Below are 18,736 nucleotides of genomic sequence, written 5' to 3'. Positions count from 1 at the left end.
TTGCCAACTGTAGCCAACCATTTAAATTTTAAATAAGAATTAATATGAAACCTGATTTTTTAGGCGCTAGAGGCTCAAATACTGGTGATGATTTTCATGAATGGTGGGCCCTTCGTTTAGCTTTACAATTACTGGAACCAGAATCAACATTAACTGCGGTAACTGTTGAAGGTGTTAACCTTGATGACAACAATAAACAAGAATTAACGGAGTGGGATTCCGTTGATTGTGGCTTATTTTACGGTGGCCATACTATAGAGCAGGCAGAAAAAGTTGTCATTGAGCAACTAAAGTACTCTGCATCAACACCTGAAAAAAATTGGACTGTTTCGGAATTATCAAGCTCTAAATCGAAACCTTCAAATAACAGTATTATCAAGGGGCTTGCTGATTCATTTACTGCAATATTAAAAGCTAGGCCAGACCTGATTGGTGCTGGTGCGCTAACAATCAGGCTAGTCAGTAATCGCCTTATAGGTAACGATCTTAAGGATGCTCTCTCAGTTCCTAGTAAAAATCCAAAATCATGTTCAGACCAAGAAAAAATTAGGTTAGATAGACTAAGAGAAAAGCATGAAAAATTGAGAGCAGCCAGCGGCCTTACTAAAGGGAACTTTAAGCAATTTATTAAGCTCTTCGACTTTTCTGACTGTGGTGCAGGTTCTCGCTTTGATCAGGAAGAAAGCGCGATTAATGAGATTCTAGATCTTACACTGAGTGCTGACCGGGGATTTGTGCTGGATTTGAAAGATCGAATTCATAAGCTGATGCTGCCTGAGGCTACAGGAAGTTATATCACAAGAGAAACAGTGCTGACATGGATGAATGTGTCTGACCCTCGAGCTCTATTCCCATGCCCTCCAAGGCTCAAAGCAGTAGAAAATCCTATTAACAGAAATGCTGCTGTTGCGATACAAACTGCCATGGTCAATGGCGATCAATTTATATGCCTGCATGGAGAAGGCGGTAGTGGAAAAACGACCGTACTAAAACAGGTTGAATATCTGTTGCCTGAAGGCTCAGTCATGATTACATATGACTGTTATGGTGCTGGCACTTATATGGATAGTGAAGCCTATCGACATAGACCGAAAGATGCCTACTTACAATTAATCAATGAAACCTCAGCTCGATTGCGATTACCTTTGTTGATTAGCCAGGATACTTCTGTAGATTTTATTAAGGCTTTTTCTTTAAGAATCGAAAGTGCAAGCAAAGTTTTAGAGGCACAAGAAGCTAATGCATTGTTGGTTGTCGCTATTGATGCTGCGGATAATTCTGTAACGGGTGCAAAGCAGTGTAAGCCAGAAGAAATCAGTTTCGTTCATGAACTGATTAAAATCGGAAATCTGCCAGCTAATGTTAGATTGATGATCTCTGCAAGAACTGGACGTTTAGATTCCTTATCTATTCCATCTAAATACAACTCAGTAGAAATCTCTAACTTCTCATTGGAAGAAACAGAGCTTAATGTATTAAATCAATTTCCCAGCGCAACCAAAGCATGGATAGAAGATTTTCATAATTTATCTAACCGAAATCCACGAGTACAAAGTTACGCATTCGACTATGCAGCATCAGATGCGGGCAAAGCGATTGAATTTTTAAGGCCCAATGGAAAAGGGTTAGAGCAAATCTTTGAAGCCCGCTTTGAAGAGGCTATTTTGAAGGAGGGTAATTCTGACACCTTGTCTCTTGTTTGCTCATCGTTAGTAGCACTACCTGCACCAGTTCCAAAGCAACATTTAGCTAGTGTTGTGGGGATATCAATAGAAAGGGTTAATGATATTGTTTCTGACCTTCCTGGAATGCGGATTCTTGAGGATAAAGTAGGGTTTCTTGATGAGGATGTTGAATTTTTTGTCAGAGAGAAAGCGCAGCCAAGGCTTTTGGAAGCTTATAAACGTTCAGCAGCACATTTCAGTGCCAATCATGAAAGTGACGAGTATTCAGCCATGCACTTGGCTTCAGCGCTATTTTCAGCTGGGCGAGGTCAAGAAATCATAAGAATCATTGAAGAAAATGAAGCACCAAAAGCTATAAAAGACCAAATAATTCGCCGAGAAGTGCAACGTCAGCGGTTACAGCTCGCAATGAAAGTGTGCCGCTCAGCAGGCGAGCAAGCAGATGCAATATTTACCTTGTTAGTTGGTGCTGAGGCGATAAAAACAGATGATGCCGTAAACAAAATTATCGCTGAAAACCCAGATTTATCTGTCCATTTTGCGTCTGATACTGTAGGCAGAAATATACTTTACTCGTCAAAAACATATGAAAGCCATGGTAGGTTCTTATCGCATATTGTTGCCCGTGATGCAGCTGACAGAGATTTTATCGCTGCCCGTGAAAAGAAACGCATTCTTCGTGAATGGATGAATCGGAGAAGTGAAGATATTGAACGACAAAAAGCCGAACAAAGCCAGCTTCGGTACCAACATATAGATGCGTGGCCATTAGAGCTTGAGGATATTACTGCTGTTGCCCATTCAGTGTTGGATATAGAGGGTTACCAGGCTGCATATGAATTCATTTGTGGCTGGAAGCCGAAAAGTATCCATTACAAAATCGCGATCAGATTATTGGATCGCCTGTTGTTATCGGGCAAGGTAGTCACCGTTGAAGAGTTTTTGGATAGTGGTTGTATCCCAGATCCTTGGTCATCATTGTTCCAAATACCCTTGGCGCTTGTCGGCCATGATATCGATTGTGCCTCTCTTGAAAAGTCACTGTGCAACAAGGATGTATTGAAATATTGCGACCTAAAAGAGCTAGAAAGGCACACCTCAGAAGGCTCAGACAGTTTTAGCTACGCGGAATTGTTACTTAGTGGCTGTGAAATTTTGGCGGCCAATGGAGTGAATTTATCCTCAGTTGAGCCAATCCTTGAATATCTATGCCCTGATAATTGGCGGTTGGTTAATAACATCTACATACACGATATTATTAAAAACGATGTCGCTTTTAGAGCTTACTCTTTGTTGATGCGTCATCGGGGTATCAACGTCACAATAGAGTCCTATTGGATTGATTCGCCTATACCTGAAGAGCTTAATGAGACCGAAAAAAATAAGAAAAAGCAAAAACTATCGGAAAAGCATAAAGAGATAAAGGAAAACCTGTCAGGCTTAATTTCTGTTTACTCTGTTAGAGCGGATGTATTGCTGGCTAATATCGCGCCGAAAAGTGCAGAAGAGAAAGTTAAGTCTGCACTGGGCTCTTTGTCTGAAAATTCCTGGAGGATGTCTAGGGAACACTATTTTGAATCCATATGTAGTCACCTTTCTTTATCGTTAGCCAAGCTGTCTGTTGTGCCTGATATCGATATGAACACAGTGCTAACCCTAGCTAAGGGAGCGTTTAAACAATGGCCATCTGTGTTTTCTTCCAGTCAGCGTAAAGTTATTGCGAATCTAATAAAAATACCAGAGTTGAAGCAGCTAGTAGTTAAGGATATTTATTATCGCTCAGTTGAAGTAAAGGATCTAAAAACAGCAGCAAACGAAAAAATCAGCATCCTTTTGGATTTGTCGAGAGTATTACTGTTTGTGGATAAGGACGAAGCCAGAGAAGTATTTAAAATAGCGGTTGATATTGCTAATGACGTTGATGTCGATGCTATGCATGACGTGGCTCTTTTTTCAGCGTTATCCAAAAACGCTAAAAACCACTTTTCGCTCGCAGATTCGCAGCTCATAGCAAGTCAAATGGCTGAGATAATAACGGAGTACGGTACTCTTCTTGATGGCTATGATCATTTTCCTTGGAATGATGCAATTTCTGCTGTTGCTATATTGGATATGCCGAAAGCAATCAGTCTTATCGGATATTGGGAAGATTGTGACTTAGTTCAAGCCAGCGAAACTCTTCCTGCGTTGATGTCTACGGGCATTTCAGAAGGTACCATAAACTCTGCGCAGGCTGCATCTTTGCTAAATTTCTGTGATGATTTGAATGAGGAGCTTGTGGCTAAACTAGCGTCAGTTACAAGCGTTCAAGATGCCTGTCAGCTGGTAGAGGAAATTGCAAAGGCTGAGTTGTTAAGATTCAACAGAAGCGGTAACTCCAAAGTATGTCAGGAGTTAAATGAGCTCGTCCCATATAGCGAGAGTAATGAATATTGGCACTCAGCACTTAATCAATTAGTTGAATTTAAATCACATGCCCCAAAAAGTACCAAGTCCCAAACTAACAATGACAAACTTGATTCGACAAGTAGGAAGTTAAAGGAGCGCGAGTTCATTGAAAGTATAAAATTGGCGGAAATTTCCTTTGAATCACCTTCCGATTTTATGAATTCAATTCAAGCCAAGAGAAAAGTAGCTAGAGGTGAAGATTTTTATATTACTAGTGATGACATACTGAGATCTTTAATCAATCGCTTGGAGTCAAGAGATCGTATTGCCTTTCTTGGTTTCTTGACCGATGGAAATGTTATTGATGATCTTGGCTATACATGGGCTAAAACATTACTTGACTGCATTAACTTTTGGATAGGGTCATCTCACGCCATATCTGCTTGGAAAGAGGAAAACCTGCCACTCTTAATTACTAATCATTTGGGCGAGTTCTCTTATGGTGAAAATTATGGTTACGACAAGTGGATACTTAAAGATGTTATTCATAGCCTTAATTTAAATAAAGAAGAAGCGGTTAGCATACTGCTAGATGGTCTGGAAAAAAATTCCGAACTCTTGCCATTACCCAAGTTATATTCGGTGATCAGACTATTGACTGATTACTGTAGCGGGGAACAAATTGCAGATGTCACAACTCGTTATGTACAGCGACTTACCACACGCTTAAAACTTTCAACCAAGAAGACTGAGTCTAAGTGTTCAGTTGAGTCAGCATTTGCAAGCCAACTTTACTCGTTCTTAGGTGATGTAGATACCAGGGTGAGGTGGCGAGCAGCACATAGTATTAGAGCATCTGCCAGAATGGGAGATTTTAAGACAATTGTGGCGTTAACCGCTTTGTATGAGCATAAATCAATGCCCGGCTATCGTGAAGATAGTGCGCCTTTCTATTGGTTGTCAGCCCGTCTTTGGCTCATAGTTACCTTCGATCGAATTGCATCTGAGGTGCCGGAAGCCATTGTTCCTGTCGCACGCTGGTTATTGAGCATTGCTAATGAGCAAGACTTCCCACATGTATTGATACGCCATTTTGCCAAATCCTGTTTGATGAAGCTTCTTTCGAATGATTTTATTGATTTTGATGAGCAGGAAATTTTAAAGGTACGCAGCATTAATACCTCTGATTTAGATGCAGAAAAATCTAAGCGTAGGATTTCCCGTGGAGGATTTCACGAAGGTGATAATAATAGAAGATTTCGTTTTGATTCGCTAGATACTCTAAGTTATGTGTATCCAGGCGCGATAAGATGCTTCTCTGATGTTGACCAAAAAATGTTCCTTGATGAGGCGGAAGCTTGGATCATAGATCGCTGGAATAGCGGCACAAATTTATCAAAATGGGAAGACGAACCAAGAAAGTATAAATTTCAAAACGCTAACTATACTCTTTACAGCCACCGCCACGGTTCAATGCCGACAATAGAGCGTCATAGTTACTACCTGGAGTGGCACGCCATGTGGTGTAGTTTAGGTTCTCTGATGACAGTAAATGCACTGGCAAAGCCTGAATACGATGATGACGATTATGGAACGCTAAACGGCTTTTTGAGACAAAAGGGATTAACTCAACCGCCACACTGGTCAAGTGATCTTCGCTGCCCAACACCACTAGAAACACGTTTTCACTATCCCCCAACTGTCGGGGCTGAAGATTGGGTAGCCACAATAACCGCCAATGATTTTGAGTTGGAGCTCGGTTTAACTTCCGGAGATGAAAACCTAGTTGTGGATTCATATCATGATATTCGCACCAGTAATCATCACTCCAGTGTAAGAATATCCTCTTCGCTTGTTAACCCAGATACCGGGTTGTCATTGATTAGGGCACTACAAACATCCGATGACTCCCACGACTACCGCTTGCCACCTGCTGGCCATGAATTAGAGATAGATGAAGCTCCATTTTTATTACGTGGTTGGCTTAACGAGCACTCTGGTGATTCTCAATTAGATGAAAGGGATGTGTTTAATCATGGTGTCCGCTTAATAGAAACAACGCCGTCTGAAAATGTCATTGAAATACTGAAATTACGCCAGTCGGGCAGCTACCCCGTTAGCTGGATTAATTCCACTAACGGAAGCAAAGTATTTCATTATGAAGCATGGGCTGATGTAAGAGATGACTCCCGACAAAGAGAATACATACACGGTGAAGATGTTATTTCCAATGGGCATAGACTAAAAATATCACTACATCACCTAAAGGAATATCTAGATAAAGTTGACTTTGATCTAATCTTTGAGGTCGAAATAACACGAAGAGTAACTAAAGATGGAATTACAGAAAATAACAAAGAGTCCGAAAAAGAAGCGCGATACACAAGACTCTACCTTTTCAGAAGAACTGGAGAAATCTTTACCACTGAAGGACGTATTGGTACTTGGGCACCACCTAGCGACAGAGCTGGGTTTCTCCGATAGTTGCGATACACTGGGAAAGTGGATGTCACATCATTTAGCCGAAATGATGGATCGTGTTGAACGTGAAAAAGACGCAGAAAAAAAAGAAAAATATCAGGAGCAAACCGTTGAGTTGATCTTAAAAATATGGAAACACAGAAGTTCCCTAAATGGACATGCGTACCCATTAGCCAGATTTAAAGGAATAATCGACTCCTTAAGCATATTGTCTCCTGAAGCTAATGTATGGGAAAGAAACAGACTCGGTAAATATCAGTCCCTTGCTGCGGACAGCTTTTCAATGATCGTTGATTTATACAGAACGTTGCACTTTATTGAGTTTGTTTCCCTAGAGTCTGTTAGGAGTAAACAAGTGCCTTCAGCCGTTTTTTCCGATGAAGAACAAAAAATTTATGATTTTTTGACTAACTGGGCTGAAGAAGAAATAGGTTTTCGCTCATCAGAAAGTTCACCGTCAAATAAAACAGAGTTTGAAAATGCGGCTGAAAGTGTATGTCATTTTATTGATAAATTATGTGGCAAACTAAATGAGCTAAAAAATGAAATATCTAAATAGACTTGAGATTAAAAAAGCGAACCATCTCTGGTTCGCTTTTTTCTTACTTATGCGTTCACAATCTTAATTGCATTCACATTTTTAATTGCAGCGTTCACAATTTTAATTGCAGTTAGTCAACCAACCTACTCTTCCCGATAACTATCCACGGCAGGGCAAGAGCACATCAAGTTTCTGTCGCCGTACACGTCATCGATACGGTTAACGCTTGGCCAGAACTTGTTGCGGGCAACGGTAGCGACTGGGTAAGCGGCTAGTTCGCGGCTGTAGCTGCGGTTCCATTCGCTATCGCAAATGTCTGCCAATGTATGTGGTGCGTTGTGCAGTGGGTTGTCTGTAGCATCCCACTCGCCGCTTTCTACCTTGGCAATCTCTTCGCGAATGCTCACCATGGCTTCGATAAAGCGGTCGAGTTCGAACTTGGCTTCAGATTCTGTTGGCTCAATCATTAGCGTACCCGCTACTGGGAAGCTCATGGTTGGCGCGTGGAATCCGTAGTCGTTCAAACGCTTGGCAATATCAAGCTCGGTCACGCCTGACGCTTCTTTCAATGGGCGCAAGTCGATAATACATTCGTGTGCAACACGGCCGTTACGACCTTTGTAAAGCACTGGGTAATGCCCTTCTAGCGACTTAGCCACATAGTTAGCATTCAAAATGGCGACTTCGGTGGCTTTGCGCAAACCTTCGCTACCCATCATTTTGATGTACATGTAGCTGATTGGCAGAATAGATGCACTGCCCCATGGCGCGGCTGATACTGCGCCACAGTCTTTGCCTGCAGTTTCTACATTCACTACGCTGTGGTTAGGTAGGAATGGTGCTAGGTGCGATTTCACACCAATTGGTCCCATACCTGGGCCACCACCACCGTGTGGAATACAGAAGGTTTTGTGCAAGTTGAGGTGCGATACGTCTGAGCCGATGAAGCCAGGTGCCGTAATGCCTACCTGTGCGTTCATGTTGGCACCGTCCATGTAAACCTGACCGCCGTACTGGTGCACGATGTCACAAATTTCACGAATGGTTTCTTCGTATACGCCGTGGGTAGACGGGTAAGTGATCATGGCACACGATAGGTTGTCACCTACTTCTTCTGCTTTCGCGCGAAGGTCGGCCAAATCTACGTTACCGTTCTTGTCACATTCCACTACCACAACGTTTAGGCTAACCATTTGCGCTGAAGCTGGGTTAGTACCGTGAGCAGAGCTTGGGATCAAGCACACATTACGGTGGCCTTCGCCGCGGCTCTCGTGGTAACGCTGAATGGCTAACAAGCCTGCATATTCACCCTGTGCGCCTGAGTTAGGCTGCATAGAAAGCGCATCGTAGCCAGTTACGTTGATCAACCATTCGCTGAGTTCGGCGATCATTTCTTGATAACCCGTTGCTTGTTCAAGCGGTGCAAATGGGTGCAACTGACCAAACTCAGGCCAGGTTACTGGGATCATTTCAGCGGTTGCGTTTAGCTTCATGGTGCACGAACCCAATGAAATCATTGAGTGGTTCAATGCCAAATCTTTGTTTTCAAGGCTCTTGATGTAACGCAGCATCTCAGTTTCTGAGTGATACTGGTTAAAGACTTCGTGCGTGAGGAAGTCGCTAGTGCGCACCAAACCAGCAGGAATTGATTGGCTACCTTGTGTAGTCACTTCGGCATCGAGAGCTTCAACCGTTAAACCGTGATCATCACCTAACAATACATCGAACAAGACGGCAACGTCAGCGCGCGTGGTGGTTTCATCAACCGAAATTCCTACTGCACCTTCAAGGTCTGCACGTAAGTTAAGGCCAGCAGCCACTGCTTTAGCTAGCACGGCTTCTTTGTCGTCCACCAGCACGGTCAGCGTATCGAAATAGGTGCTGTGTTTCAGTGCCAAGCCTTTTTGCGTCAAACCTGTTGCAAGAATGTCGGCAAAACGGTGGATGCGGTTAGCAATGGTTTTTAAGCCTTCTGGGCCGTGATACACCGCGTAGAACGATGCCATGTTGGCAAGCAATACCTGCGCAGTACAGATGTTCGAGTTAGCTTTTTCACGACGAATATGCTGTTCACGGGTTTGCAATGCCATACGCAATGCTTGGCGACCACGGGTGTCTTTACTCACACCGATAATACGGCCCGGCAATGAACGCTTGTACTTGTCGAGTGTGGCAAAAAAGGCAGCGTGTGGACCACCGTACCCCATGGGTACACCAAAGCGCTGTGCACTACCTAGTGCAACGTCTGCACCTAGTTCACCTGGCGAAGTTAGCTTAACCAATGCCATTAGGTCGGAAGCAACGGCAACAATACCTTTGTTGGCTTGTACAGCGGCAATAATGTCGCGAATGTCTTTCACTTCACCTGTGGTGCTTGGGTATTGTAGCAATGCACCAAATACGTCGTGGCTGGCGGCTTCTTCAGCAGGGCCTGTAACAATGCCGAAACCGAACATTTCTGCGCGGGTTTCTACTACGTCGATGGTTTGTGGGTGAACGTCGTCAGCAATAAAGAACAAGCTTGACTTTTTGTTCTTCGATACGCGCTTTGCCAAGGTCATGGCTTCGGCGGCTGCCGTGCCTTCGTCCAACAAAGACGCAGACGCTAACTCAAGGCCTGTTAAATCAATCGTCACTTGTTGGAAGTTAAGAATGGCTTCCAAACGGCCTTGGGCAATTTCAGGCTGATAAGGCGTGTATGCCGTGTACCAACCTGGATTTTCTAATACGTTGCGCAAAATCACGTTGGGTACATGAGTATCGTAGTAACCCATACCAATAAATGAACGCATGATTTTGTTTTTGCCAGCGACAGCTTTAAGCGCACTTAACGCTTCAACTTCTGTTGCGCCTTCACCCACTTGAATGGGGGTGTCTAGGTGAATGCCCGCAGGCACAGTTTGGTTGATCAACTCGTCCAGTGAGTCAGCGCCTACCGTGTTTAGCATCGCCTGGATTTCAGTTTCACCAGGGCCTATATGACGGCGGATAAAGTCCTGTTTTTGTTCTAGTTGCGACAATGTTAGAGAAGAATTCGACATATCGTTAAGCACACTTGCAATGGTTAGTGAATTTTACGCAGGTATTTGTGCGGTAATTACGTGAGCCATTCAGCACTCAATTAGCCCGACAAACACAAGGTATATATCGTCAAAAGGGCCACATGGGCCCTTTTGCAAACTCGCCTAATGGCGAAAGAAATTACTCTTCGTCGATGCTGTTTTCGTAACCTTCAGCATCCAACAAGCCTTCTACTTCAGACTCGTCGTCGGCTTTGATTTTGAATAACCAGCCGTCGCCGTATGGGTCTGAGTTAACCAGCTCTGGTGAGTCTTCCAAGTCTTCGTTAACGGCAACGACTTCACCGCTAATTGGCGCGTAAACGTCAGAAGCGGCTTTTACCGATTCTGCAACGGCTACGTCGTCGCCTGTGCTCACTGCATCGCCAACATCTGGCAATTCAACAAATACCATATCGCCCAGCAAGTCCTGCGCGTGCTCAGAAATACCTACAGTAAATACACCATCACCCTCTGGACGAACCCATTCGTGGGTAGCGGCATAGCGTAAATCAGTTGGGATATTGCTCATAATTGTTCCTGAATTATTGAATTTTGCTTATAAAACACTTTTGCCATTGCGGACAAAACTGGGCTTAACCACATTTACTGTAACCCACTTTTTACGCATTTCCACCTCTACTGTTTCACCAACATTTGCTGGTACACGTGCCATCGCAATTGCGTGGCCTAGAGTTGGAGAAAAAGTTCCTGATGTAATCACACCTTCGCCGTCGTGAGTTTTCACTTTAAGGCCAGCGCGAAGTACACCTTTGTCTGTCATTACCAAGCCCACAAGCTTGTCAGTACCCGCCGCTTTTTGTTGTTCAAGCGCTGCACGGCCAACGAAATCACGGTCTGTCGGTTCCCAAGTAATGGTCCAACCCATGTTTGCCGCTAGAGGCGAAATGGTTTCGTCCATATCTTGGCCGTACAAGTTCATACCGGCTTCTAAACGCAAGGTGTCGCGAGCGCCAAGACCACAAGGTTTTACACCTGCGTCTAGCAGACCTTGCCAGAACTCACCGGCACGCGCTTCAGGCACCATAATTTCATAACCAGTTTCGCCGGTATAACCCGTTGTGGCGATGAACAAGTCTTCTGCTTGTACACCAAAGAAAGGCTTCATACCTTCAACGGCTTCTTTTTGCGCTGCGCTGAACAAGGTAGCGGCTTTTTCTTTTGCGTTTGGACCTTGTACTGCGATCATGGCAAATTCAGGGCGTTCTGTGATGGTCACAGTAAAGCCTTCTGCTTTGCTCATTAGCCAGTTCATGTCTTTTTCGCGGGTTGCTGAGTTCACTACCAAACGGTAGTTAGTCGCTGTGAAGTGGTACACAATCAAATCGTCAACCACGCCGCCGTCTTCATTTAACATGCCGCTGTAAAGGGCTTTGCCTTTGTCTTTTAGCTTGGCTACGTCGTTCGCTAACAAAAAGCGAAGGTAAGCTTGGGCGTCGTCGCCTTCTACATCAACAATGGTCATGTGCGACACATCGAACATACCGGCATCTTGACGAACCGCGTGGTGTTCTTCAATTTGCGAACCATAGCTGATTGGCATTTCCCAACCGTGGAAGTCGACCATTTTGGCACCGGCTTCCAAGTGTTTTGCATGAAGGGCAGTGGTATTTGACATACTGATTGCTTTTATCCGTTTTTAATGTGGCAAAAAGTATAGGTAGGGTTGGCTTGTGCAACAAATTGGAATTTCTTATCCTTACATTTACAATTGTAATGTATTTAAGTTTTATCATCAGAAATTCAAATCATGTTGAAACAACTTTCTCTCGATAATTTGCGCACGTTCGTGAGTGTGATTGAGCAAGGTGGCTATGCCAAAGCCGGTGAATGGCTGGGTCGGTCGCAACCTGCTATTAGCTTGCAAATTAAAAAACTCGAACAGCAAATTGGCAAAAAACTCTTTACTAAGGTGGGCCAGCGCCATGTGCCGAGTAGCGATGGCAATTGGCTTTACCCAAAAGCTAAGGAGATGCTGGCGCTCAACGACAGTATTTTTCACAGCTTGGATGTCGCTCCTCTACGCGGGCGCTTGCGTTTAGGTATTCCTAACGAGTTCGCCTCTACCCTTTTGCCGGGGTTAATTGGCGAATTCTCTAAGCGCTATCCCGATGTGTCGTTAGAAGTTACGTCAGCGCTGAGCCGTGATTTGCTCCACCCCACCCGCAAAGACGAGTTTGATTTAATCATGGCCTTGGTAAACCCCATGCAAGATTCCGCCGCCAACGATGAGGCTGCTGAATTGGTAATGGAAGATGATATTGTGTGGGTGGGCGATGCCTCTCGACCCATGAAGCCTGATGCGATTTCGCTGGTACTAGCGCCCGATGGCTGTATGTATCGCAGCCGGGTGATCACTCAGTTAAAACAGCAAACTCGCCAATGGCGGATCACCTACACCAATGCCGATTTATCTGGCTTGGTCGCTGCTATTCAACAAGGGTTGGGCGTGACGGCGCTGGCGCGATCGAGTATTCCTGAAAACCTCACTATGCTGTCGCACCCGAGTTTGCCTTCACTCGGGCGGATCAACATTTGTTTGTTCAACCAAGATTCCCAACACCCCGTGGTGAGTAAAACATTAGCCGAGTTTATAAAAACCCGTTTGCGTCAGGGCGGCTAGCGCCCTTTTACGCTTTTAATGGCTCTAGCTTACCCAGCGGGGTATCAATTGAACTAGGCGGAGAGGTAAACCAATGGGCTTGTTGCTCGCCCATGTATATGCAATCTTCCAAGCGCACGCCAAATTCGCCGGGTAAATAAATGCCCGGTTCATTCGACAAACACATGCCTTTTGCCAATGGTGTGGTTTCGCCGCGAACAAAGTTCACGCTTTCGTGCCCTTCCATACCAATGCCGTGGCCGGTGCGGTGAGAAAGCCCGGGCAGTTGATAGTCTGGCCCGTACCCTAACGACACATAATATTTGCGTACTTCATCATCAATACGGCCTGCCGGCACACCCGCTTTAGCGGCATCAAAAGCAATTTGTTGGCCTTTGCGCACCGCATTCCATACTGCGACTTGTTTTCTATTGGCTTCGCCAAACACCAAAGTACGGCTGATATCTGACTGATACCCCATCACGCTGCACCCGCTATCAAGCAGCACAACACTGCCTTCGCGAATAGTTTGGGTTTGCTTGGTACCATGAGGGTAAGCCGAGGCTTCATTGAAAAGCGCCAAACACCAAGTACCGCTGCCGCCCAAATCACGTTGGGCCTGATTCATCATTTGCTTCACATCGGCTTGGGTCATGCCTAATTCGAGGTTAGCAAATACATACTCATAGGCTGCCAAAGTCACTTCGTTGGCTTTGTGCATTAACACTAATTCGTGATGAGTTTTATACATGCGGCAACCTAGCGTAATTGGCTCTGCTGGCGTGTGTTGCATATCGGGCAACAACGACATTACGCCATCGAGCACAAAATAACGCACGGTGTTTTCAAACCCAATTTTACCTTGGGTGATGCCTCTGTCTTTTAAAATGGCTTTTATCTGTGCGAACGGTGATTCATGCTCCTGCCATACGCGCACATCATCCCCCACTTGCAACGACTCGCGAATACTCGGCTCTTCAAAAAACGGGCAAACTACGCCAACCGCGCCTTCTCGAGGGATCACCACACCGGTTAAGCGCTCACTGCGCCACCACTGAATACCGGTAAAATAATCCATTGCCGCACCAGGTTCGAGGATAATGGCGGCAATGTTTTGTTGTTTCATTAAGGCTTGAGCCTTGGCAATACGTTGTCTGCGCTCTTCTGCACTAATGGCTGTCATATCGCCAGTGAGTGAGGTAAGTGCCGGTTTTGTTTTAACTGTTTTTGCAGAAACTAAAGAAGGGCTTGAAAGCGCAGCCAAGCCCAATGTCGACGCTTTAAGAAACGTTCTTTTATCCATTTTATTGCCTATGTAGGAATGAGGTAGTGTGAAACCTCAGGCTACTGAGTTTTACGTCGGTGGGCAATAAAGTACGCGACGAAAAAACGCGAACAAAGGTTTATGAGCAACTCGGGTTTAGTTATTCGGTTCAAGGATTAGCGCCACAACATCATTGCGATACTCATCGCTATTTTTGTATTCACGATATCCCTTAGATACCGCATAACCCGCTGTATACGCTGCGTTATTCAATGTTACAAAGGTGGCCCCATGCTTTCCATTGCCCAAGTTAGCAATATGTTCTGGCAGGGTGATATGTTGTCCCACACCAAACAATTCAGGCGCACTTGAACTGATCACTAAGCCAAAGCTATCCACAAACAAACCTATACGATCGGTGCTACTGCTCGGAATAACATCTTCAAGAATACGCTGAAATTGTGGCTGGCTATCAAAAATAAGCCCAATACCACCAACCATGTTGTTGGCATAACGCACCGCGGCGTTATAGACATAAGTGGGTTGGTTTTGATAACGGGAGTTCGCTTTAAACGGAGACACTGAATACTGCAAAGTGGAAGACAACTGCAACGCAGCTTTTGCACCGGAGTCATCGGGCAATACCGAGCCTATCATGTCAGTATGGTGTGGGTTAGACACTGCCAATACTCGCCCTTGCTTATCATAAAGATAAATATTGGTGTAAACCGTGTAGAGGTTATTAATGTACGCCAACACTGTGCTTAGCTGTGTACGATCATGTTCATCTATGCTCTGCTTGGCCATGATACGACCAAATGAGTCTGTTAACGCCCACCACCGGCAGTCGTTGGCGCGTTCGTAAAGGTTGCGATCCATAATATCGGTGGCTAGCGCAGCTTGAAACGACAATTCATGTAAGTGAGTATTCAGTGCGGTTTTCATTAAACTCGCCACTGATTGACTGAAGATCCCTTGCATATTACGGCCAATTTGCCGGATCTCTTCCAATATCGGAATGAATTCCTCTGCATCACGACGTGCAGCTGAAATTCGCCCATTGAGTACCACTAAATCAAGGTCGTCAGTCACAATGGTAGAATTGCGCCGAATATCTAACAGAGCGGGCGAAAAACCACGCCATGCGTCTATGTCGTTAACTTGTGTTAACGCGTAAGGTTGCGTTTCTTCTGCATCATAGTTCATTGTACTCAAGGGCATGAGTACACACCCTTGCCACCCCAAACCTGTGTACCCTTCATATCCGCGAGTAGACCGACGCGTGGCCAAATACAGTCGATTATTAAAACTGAATAACTGAGTGTCTTGTTGAAGAGACAAACACATGCCTGCACTCAATACGTCTGGCTGATTGGAAACCAACACCTGATTGGCGCTATCAAGCAGTGCCAAAATAGTGCCCTGCCCTTGCACCTCTAAACTTTCAAATACACCCGCCATTTCGTTGTTCAAACGAAAACTCATGCATACCACACCAATGGCCGACGCATCGGTTTCGTCTGCAAACACGGGCGCAAAGAACAACGAGGCTTTGTCTTGTAACGGGCGTAGGTCAGACTCTCGAAGTACCTCTAGGTAATCATCTTTTAAACCTAGAGCTTGATCGATAGCAGGGTCGGCAGATACCACTACGGGATTCACCGTATCGAGTTTTGCCAACACCTCACCTTGCCGGTTTATCAGCAAAATATCGTTGTATACCGTGTATTTACTTGCGTACTCTTTGAGTCTTTCTTCTACCGTTGTGCGCTGTATTTCGGCTTCTTCTGCAGACAAGGTTAAAAAGTGTCGCATTACGTCGTCGGTGGCTAAAAACCCCACATCAGCCGTACGCTCAAACAGGTTTCGAATGGGAATATCCACCAGTACCTGAGCCATGGCTTCACTGTCTTTGAGGTGTTGCTGGAGATGTTCGTTAAGTAGGTTGTTGATCAAAGCTTCTTGTAGCTCACCAAACTGGGCTTTAGTCTCAAGCATGTTGGCGAGCAAACTTTGAGGAATATTAAGGCTGTTGATCTTACCGATAAGCGAAACTTTATCCCACCAGGTATTGAGCCTGGTGAGGTCGTTACAATGAACCTTAATATCACTGAAGAGATCCAGCAACTGGTCCTGATTTGATGTCAAAATAGTATCCACAGGAACTTCACTTAATAACAAACTGCTTGTTATTTATACGGATACCAGAATTCAAAAAGAATTTTTGTTGTTTTTTTGTATAAAAATCAACAACTCAAACACCACAAAATACAACCATTTATTTACATTGTATTTTTCTACCAGCCCATGGCTTGAGAAATAAAGTGTTGTTTGACCACGGGTAAATTATCGACGGCCGTTAATCCTGCGCCGCGAATGAACTTTTTCAGTGGGTTATTACCGTCGAAAAGCTGCTTGAAGCCTTCCATCGCGGCTATCATTTTTAACGCTTCGGTTTTTCTCGCTCGCTCAAATGGGCGCAGATAACGGTGCAAATAAAATGGTTTATCCTGAGCGTGAACATCTAGAATTAGCTCAGCCAAGGCCAGCGCATCTTGCATGCCTAAATTTGCGCCCTGCCCAGCTAACGGATGAATAGTATGAGCGGCATCACCAATAATCACTACACCGTCTTTCACCCATTGGCGTGCGTAACGCATGGTAAGCGGGAAGCTCTGTCGCTCACTTTCCAGTGAAATTTTACCCAAGGCCCCGTTGCTCGCGACCATCAGAGCTTGGCAAAACGCCGCGTCATCTGCATGTATTAAGTCGTTCGCTACCAGCGTTTGTTGAGAAAACACGATTGAGCATAAGTGCGGGTCGGCCAACGGCAACAATGCCAAAGGGCCTGTAGGCGTAAATGCCTGTCGCGCCACTTGGTTATGGGGGAGTTCAGTACGTACTGTGGCAACAATTGCCGTGTGGTCATAGTCTTTAAAGCTGTGCGGAAAAGACGCCTGCTTGCGGATCATCGATTGTGCGCCATCGGCCCCCACTAATAATCGACACGATACCACCTCGTCATTGCTCAGCATCAACATGGTTTCTTGTTTACCCGTGAGCACTTTGTCAATTTTCACTGGCGCAAGAATAGTCGCATTGTCTTGGGCTTCAACCACATCAACCAGCGCATTCACAATGAGTTGATTTTCGATGATATGGCCCAGTTCCGGCGCTTGCATCTCATCACAATCAAAACTGATTTTGCCGAAGCTGTCGGTATCCCACACTTGCATTGCCGTATAAGCGCTTAAACGCGCTTGCGGCATTAGTGGCCACGCACCCAAGTTTTGTAACGCGGCTTGATTGGCAGCGTGAATGGCCGATACGCGAAGTAAAGGCGCATCGGGTATTTCACTTTTAGCCGGCTGATGGCTGATCACCGCTACCGACAAGCCCGAGTCTTTCAATGCTCGTGCTAAAGTTAAGCCCACCATTCCTGCGCCAACAATGGCAATATCTACCTGATGCATAGTGTTATCCGTGTTTTTTAATCTGTTTGGCTACTTGCGCGTAACCCATGGTTTGCTTAACAAATAGGCGTTGTACCGTTTTCAGCTTGCTCATTGCCAGTAAACCTATATTACGACCTACCACCAACGGCCAACGCTCGTTCGAGAACACGCGTACTAATGTATCGGTTAGTCCTATAGTAATTGCCTTGTCTTGGTTGCGCTTTTGTCCGTAACGATAAAGCAACTCAAATTCACCGGGGTCAATACGGGCATCTTCGGCAAACAAATCTACCAAGTCCATTGCGTCGCGTAACCCAAGGTTAAAGCCTTGGCCTGCAATCGGGTGCAGCGCTTGGGCGGCGTTGCCAACCACTACCGCACGATGCTGGAAGCAACGCGCTGTACGATGCAAGGCCAATGGGTACGCTGAGCGTTTACCAACATGAGTGATTACGCCATGACGAAAGCCAATTGTTTGCTGAAGTTCAGCAATAAAGGCGTCGTCATCCATTGCCATCACTGTGTCTACCTTGTCATGTGGTTGCGACCACACAACAGAATAACCAGCGCTGTCACGAGTATTGTCTGTTAAATGAAAGGGTAAAAACGCCAGCGGACCATGAGGAGTGAAGCGCTCATGAGCCCAGCCTTGGTGAGGCAAGTTAGTATCAAGATTACAAATGATCGCGGTTTGGCCGTAGTCATCTACCGATTTTTCAAACCCCAATGATTGAGCCAGTGATGAACGCCCGCCATCGGCAAAGATAATCAGTTTGGCGTTGATCACTTGCTCGCTGTCTAACGTGACTGTCACGCCCGCTGGGCTGCGCTCAATTGCTGCAACACTGTCGGGGCAAAACAGCGTTAACCGCTCATCTTCAGGAAAGGTTAACACCCGACCAAGCGCCTGCAATGACACCACTTTGCCAAACGCCTCAGCATTGTAATCTTTCGCGTGTAATCGACATTGCCCAATATGGCCTTCGTCAGACACCAAAATGTGTTCAATCGCAGCGGGCACAGTGTTATCTAATGCCACTCCGAGCTTGGTAAGCTCGTCTACAGTACGCCCGGCTAATGCAATCACACGGGCATCAAAACCCGGATGTGTGCCATTGTCGTCGTTTTCTTTGTGTTCAACTACAGCAACGCGATACGATGTTCGCTGTATCAGCCCTCGCGCCAATACACTCCCAACCGTACCAGCACCAACAATCACTATATCCGACGTGAGCACCTT

General features: G+C 45.3%; 10 protein-coding genes. 3 read left to right on the top strand and 7 right to left on the bottom strand.

Translation table 11 applies throughout. The features are described 5' to 3' along the window. Window positions 1–44: 44 nt before the first annotated feature. Together ACXAH6_RS11705 and ACXAH6_RS11700 are read left to right on the top strand one after the other, a co-directional pair. Window positions 45–6,557, top strand: a complete 6,513-nt coding sequence (locus ACXAH6_RS11705; RefSeq protein ID WP_474877023.1) for an ATP-binding protein — start codon at window positions 45–47, stop codon at window positions 6,555–6,557. Between the two features lie 22 nt (window positions 6,558–6,579). Next, window positions 6,580–7,113, top strand: a complete 534-nt coding sequence (locus ACXAH6_RS11700; RefSeq protein WP_474877021.1) for a hypothetical protein — start codon at window positions 6,580–6,582, stop codon at window positions 7,111–7,113. Window positions 7,114–7,238: 125 nt separating this feature from the next. Here the strand turns inward: ACXAH6_RS11700 and gcvP are convergent, their stop codons facing one another. From gcvP to gcvT, 3 genes are all read right to left on the bottom strand, one after another. Beyond that, window positions 7,239–10,136 (bottom strand): aminomethyl-transferring glycine dehydrogenase, encoded by a 2,898-nt coding sequence (gene gcvP / locus ACXAH6_RS11695; protein ID WP_474877020.1) that lies wholly within the window; start codon window positions 10,134–10,136, stop codon window positions 7,239–7,241. 160 nt (window positions 10,137–10,296) lie between these two features. Beyond that, the gene (gene gcvH, locus ACXAH6_RS11690) at window positions 10,297–10,686 is read right to left on the bottom strand and encodes a glycine cleavage system protein GcvH (RefSeq protein ID WP_474877018.1); all 390 of its coding nucleotides are present in this window, start codon (window positions 10,684–10,686) and stop codon (window positions 10,297–10,299) included. A 27-nt stretch (window positions 10,687–10,713) separates the two neighbouring features. Further along, entirely contained in the window at window positions 10,714–11,793 is a 1,080-nt protein-coding gene (gcvT, locus tag ACXAH6_RS11685; protein WP_474877016.1) for a glycine cleavage system aminomethyltransferase GcvT, read from the bottom strand. A gap of 135 nt (window positions 11,794–11,928) precedes the next feature. Between gcvT and ACXAH6_RS11680 the strand changes: the two genes are divergently transcribed. Then, window positions 11,929–12,798: a LysR family transcriptional regulator gene (locus ACXAH6_RS11680; protein WP_474877153.1), complete on the top strand. Its 870-nt coding sequence runs from the start codon at window positions 11,929–11,931 to the stop codon at window positions 12,796–12,798. A 7-nt stretch (window positions 12,799–12,805) separates the two neighbouring features. Here ACXAH6_RS11680 and ACXAH6_RS11675 read toward each other — a convergent pair whose 3' ends face one another. The 4 genes from ACXAH6_RS11675 to ubiH form a co-directional block, all read right to left on the bottom strand. Further along, window positions 12,806–14,080: a M24 family metallopeptidase gene (locus ACXAH6_RS11675; protein WP_474877014.1), complete on the bottom strand. Its 1,275-nt coding sequence runs from the start codon at window positions 14,078–14,080 to the stop codon at window positions 12,806–12,808. 117 nt (window positions 14,081–14,197) lie between these two features. Continuing rightward, entirely contained in the window at window positions 14,198–16,189 is a 1,992-nt protein-coding gene (locus tag ACXAH6_RS11670; RefSeq protein WP_474877012.1) for a hypothetical protein, read from the bottom strand. A 149-nt stretch (window positions 16,190–16,338) separates the two neighbouring features. Further along, on the bottom strand, window positions 16,339–17,514 hold the full coding sequence (locus ACXAH6_RS11665; RefSeq protein WP_474877010.1) for an FAD-dependent monooxygenase: 1,176 nt from the start codon (window positions 17,512–17,514) through the stop codon (window positions 16,339–16,341). Between the two features lie 4 nt (window positions 17,515–17,518). Continuing rightward, window positions 17,519–18,733: a 2-octaprenyl-6-methoxyphenyl hydroxylase gene (gene ubiH / locus ACXAH6_RS11660; RefSeq protein WP_474877008.1), complete on the bottom strand. Its 1,215-nt coding sequence runs from the start codon at window positions 18,731–18,733 to the stop codon at window positions 17,519–17,521. Between the last annotated feature and the right edge of the window lie 3 nt (window positions 18,734–18,736).

It is taken from the genome of Alteromonas sp. ABE4_545 (assembly GCF_056161325.1).
The sequence above is the reverse complement of the archived record's forward strand: the minus strand, read 5'-3'. Positions and strand labels throughout refer to the sequence as shown.

Coding starts and splice junctions, on each gene's coding strand:
- ACXAH6_RS11700 (WP_474877021.1), top strand. CDS start 6,580: ATGTCACATCATTTAGCCGAAATGATGGATCGTGTTGAACGTGAAAAA.
- gcvH (WP_474877018.1), bottom strand. CDS start 10,686: ATGAGCAATATCCCAACTGATTTACGCTATGCCGCTACCCACGAATGG.
- ACXAH6_RS11675 (WP_474877014.1), bottom strand. CDS start 14,080: ATGGATAAAAGAACGTTTCTTAAAGCGTCGACATTGGGCTTGGCTGCG.
- gcvP (WP_474877020.1), bottom strand. CDS start 10,136: ATGTCGAATTCTTCTCTAACATTGTCGCAACTAGAACAAAAACAGGAC.
- ACXAH6_RS11665 (WP_474877010.1), bottom strand. CDS start 17,514: ATGCATCAGGTAGATATTGCCATTGTTGGCGCAGGAATGGTGGGCTTA.
- gcvT (WP_474877016.1), bottom strand. CDS start 11,793: ATGTCAAATACCACTGCCCTTCATGCAAAACACTTGGAAGCCGGTGCC.
- ACXAH6_RS11705 (WP_474877023.1), top strand. CDS start 45: ATGAAACCTGATTTTTTAGGCGCTAGAGGCTCAAATACTGGTGATGAT.